Consider the following 3,083-nt stretch of genomic DNA (forward strand, 5'->3'; position numbering starts at 1 on the left):
TTATCACTTTAAATTTTTAATTGCTACGCGTCGATTTTTTGACGCTTACCTTTAATTTTAGAAGTTAATACATAATTATTATTCTTTTCTTCTAGTATTATAACTGTTCCTCCTCTTGAAGTGCAAAATTTAGGTCCTTCTAAATATGCTATTATTTGGTACTTTTCTGAATTATTTAGTTTTATTCTATTATACAGATAATTTAATTTATCCAAACTTGGATTTAAGGAAAACTCCTTTTCTATTGCTCTTTCAACGCTTAAATTAGCATTAATCTCTGCCTCGATAAAATCTACCTTTGAAAAATCATATTTCTTATCTATAAAATCTTCATTCCTTAAAACTTTTTCTTTACTTTTAATATCTTCAATTGAAACTTTTATATTTAATTCATTAAATTTATTTCCATCAAATCTTAGTGTACTAATTATTTCACCAAGAATATCATTTATATCTTCTCCTGTTATTTTCTGCTTTAATAATAAATCAAATAATTCTCTATCATTATTCCTTACCTCTAAAACTTCATATGGATAAAGAACTTTTCCCTGATAATTTTTTATAAGTTTTCCATCTGATTTATACTTTTCATTTATATATCTAAGATAGTTATTCTCTATATCAATAATATAACTTGTATTTTTAATACCATCAATTAACTTAACCTTATAATTATCATCGTAAATAACCTTATATCTATTTCTCCTTAAATATTCATTTGAATCAAAGATTGTTTCTATTATTCCATTATAATATCTATATATTATATATCTTATACTTTCATTTTGCTTCTCATCTTCTACTATAAATAGTACTTCATTTTTTTTAAGAGCAGTAAATTTCCTCAATATAATTTTAGGATTATATCCTTTAATATTTATTAAATCAATATATGTTAATTTTCCATTTAATCCATCAGAAATGACTATTTCCATTTCTTCATATAATGTATTTTTTCCTTCCTCTGTTTTTCTTCCTATTAAGTAAATTATATCTTCTTCAATATCATTAATTATATTTCCAAGATTACTTGTTATTACTTCCTTGGATAACTTTTCATTATGTCCAATCATAGAAACTCCTTAATTATTACTACACTACTATATTATTAATTTATGTTCTTTTTGCTATAAAAAAGGATATTGATATTTTTATAACTTGTCTAAAAAATAAAAAATAGATAGGATTAACCTATCTCATTATGCAACTAATTATTAATAATATGATATTATAACTTTCCTTCACCTTCACAAAAAGGACACATAAAATCGCCTTTGCCACTACAGGTTAAACATTTCTTATTTGGATAATTGTTTTCACCACAATCACATTTTACTCTACCTGTACCATCACAACTAATACATCTACTAATATAATTGCTATTATTTAACTCCATAACCTGCCTCCTTATATCATACTATCTATTAATTCTTTACAAGTATTTTTATTTTATTCAAAAATAAAAATAAAACCATAATTAAAAAACTATGGTTTTATTTTATATACTAAACGTTTATTTCACTTTTTATATCTAATGCTTCTTTATTATTATCTATAATAGGTTTTATATAGTTTTCTATAAATTCTACAACCTGACTAGGTGCTCTTCCTATAAATTTACTAGGATTAATAATTTCTATTATTTCTTCTCTAGTTAATTTAAAGCTATCATCATTAATTATTCTTTCAATAAGATCGTTATCTAATCCTTCACCTTTTACTCTTTGTGCTGCAGCCATTGAATGTACTCTTATTTTTTCATGAAGCTCTTGTCTATCTCCACCTCTTTTTACAGTTTCCATCATAATATTTTCTGTAGCCATAAATGGAAGTTCATTATTTACATGTGCTTTTATTACTTTTTCATATACAACCATATTTTCTGCTATATTTATATATAAATTAAGCACTCCATCTAAAGCTAAGAAAGCTTCAGCCACTGAAATTCTTTTATTTGCTGAATCATCTAAGGTTCTTTCAAACCATTGAGTAGCTGCTGTAATTGCAGGATTTAAAGAGTTTACAATAACATATCTTGCTAGTGAACTCATTCTCTCACTTCTCATAGGATTTCTCTTATATGCCATAGCAGATGATCCTATTTGATTTTTTTCGAATGGTTCCTCAATTTCTTTCATGCTTTGAAGCAATCTTAAATCATTACTAAATTTATATGCACTTTGTGCAACTTCTGATAATCTATTTAAAACTATTGAATCTAGTTTTCTTGGATAAGTTTGACCTGTTACACCATAGCTACTTTCAAATCCCATTTTTTCAGCTACAATTTTATCTAAAGCCTTTACTTTTTCTTCATCATTATCAAATAAAGTCATAAAACTAGCTTGAGTACCTGTAGTTCCTTTAACTCCTCTTAATTTTAATGTAGATAATAAAAAGTCTATATTTTCTATATCCAATAGTAAATCTTGCATCCAAAGAGTTGCTCTTTTACCTACAGTAGTTAATTGTGCAGGTTGAAAATGAGTAAATCCTAAAGTAGGCATATCTTTATATTTAATAGCAAAATTTGATAAATGATTTAGAACTGTTACTATTTTCTTTTTTATTAATAATAGTCCATCTCTCATAATTATAATATCAGTATTATCACCTACATAGCAGCTTGTAGCACCAAGATGGATTATACCCTTAGCTTCAGGACATTGTAATCCATAAGCATATACATGGCTCATTACGTCATGTCTAACTTCTTTTTCTCTTTTAATAGCATCATCATAATTAATATTATAGATATTTGCTTTTAACTCATTAATTTGGTCCTCACTTATATTTAAACCTAATTCCTTTTCTCCTTCAGCTAAAGCTACCCAAAGCTTTCTCCATGTTGAAAACTTCATATCATCAGAAAATATGTAACTCATTTCTTTTGATGCATATCTTGAATTTAATGGTGAATTATATAAATCTCTCATCCTTTGAAAACCTCCGAATAAATATTTCACTTTTTACTTCATCATTCGTATTATATCATAATTCTAATTTATTTTCAGCTTTTTATAATAATTTTTAAGTTATATTTTTCTCTTATTGCAATATACTATATTGTAATGTTTTATATA

General features: G+C 25.3%; 3 protein-coding genes. All 3 read right to left on the reverse strand.

Annotated elements, in window-relative coordinates; translation table 11 throughout:
- Nucleotides 1-23 precede the first annotated feature (23 nt).
- Complete coding sequence (locus ACQRD5_RS16880) at nt 24-1,073, reverse strand: hypothetical protein (protein ID WP_427747094.1); 1,050 nt, start codon at nt 1,071-1,073, stop codon at nt 24-26.
- Nucleotides 1,074-1,228: 155 nt separating this feature from the next.
- Complete coding sequence (locus tag ACQRD5_RS16885) at nt 1,229-1,396, reverse strand: hypothetical protein (protein ID WP_291630910.1); 168 nt, start codon at nt 1,394-1,396, stop codon at nt 1,229-1,231.
- 109 nt (nt 1,397-1,505) lie between these two features.
- Complete coding sequence (gene purB, locus ACQRD5_RS16890) at nt 1,506-2,936, reverse strand: adenylosuccinate lyase (protein WP_291630912.1); 1,431 nt, start codon at nt 2,934-2,936, stop codon at nt 1,506-1,508.
- Nucleotides 2,937-3,083 lie beyond the last annotated feature (147 nt).

Origin of the sequence: Clostridium sp. SGI.024, assembly GCF_050315195.1 — a bacterium.
In the GTDB taxonomy this organism is placed as follows: domain Bacteria; phylum Bacillota; class Clostridia; order Clostridiales; family Clostridiaceae; genus Clostridium.

What these genes read in the sequence shown, in the direction of transcription:
- ACQRD5_RS16880 (WP_427747094.1), bottom strand. Translation starts at nt 1,073, where the DNA reads ATGATTGGACATAATGAAAAGTTATCCAAGGAAGTAATAACAAGTAAT.
- ACQRD5_RS16885 (WP_291630910.1), bottom strand. Translation starts at nt 1,396, where the DNA reads ATGGAGTTAAATAATAGCAATTATATTAGTAGATGTATTAGTTGTGAT.
- purB (WP_291630912.1), bottom strand. Translation starts at nt 2,936, where the DNA reads ATGAGAGATTTATATAATTCACCATTAAATTCAAGATATGCATCAAAA.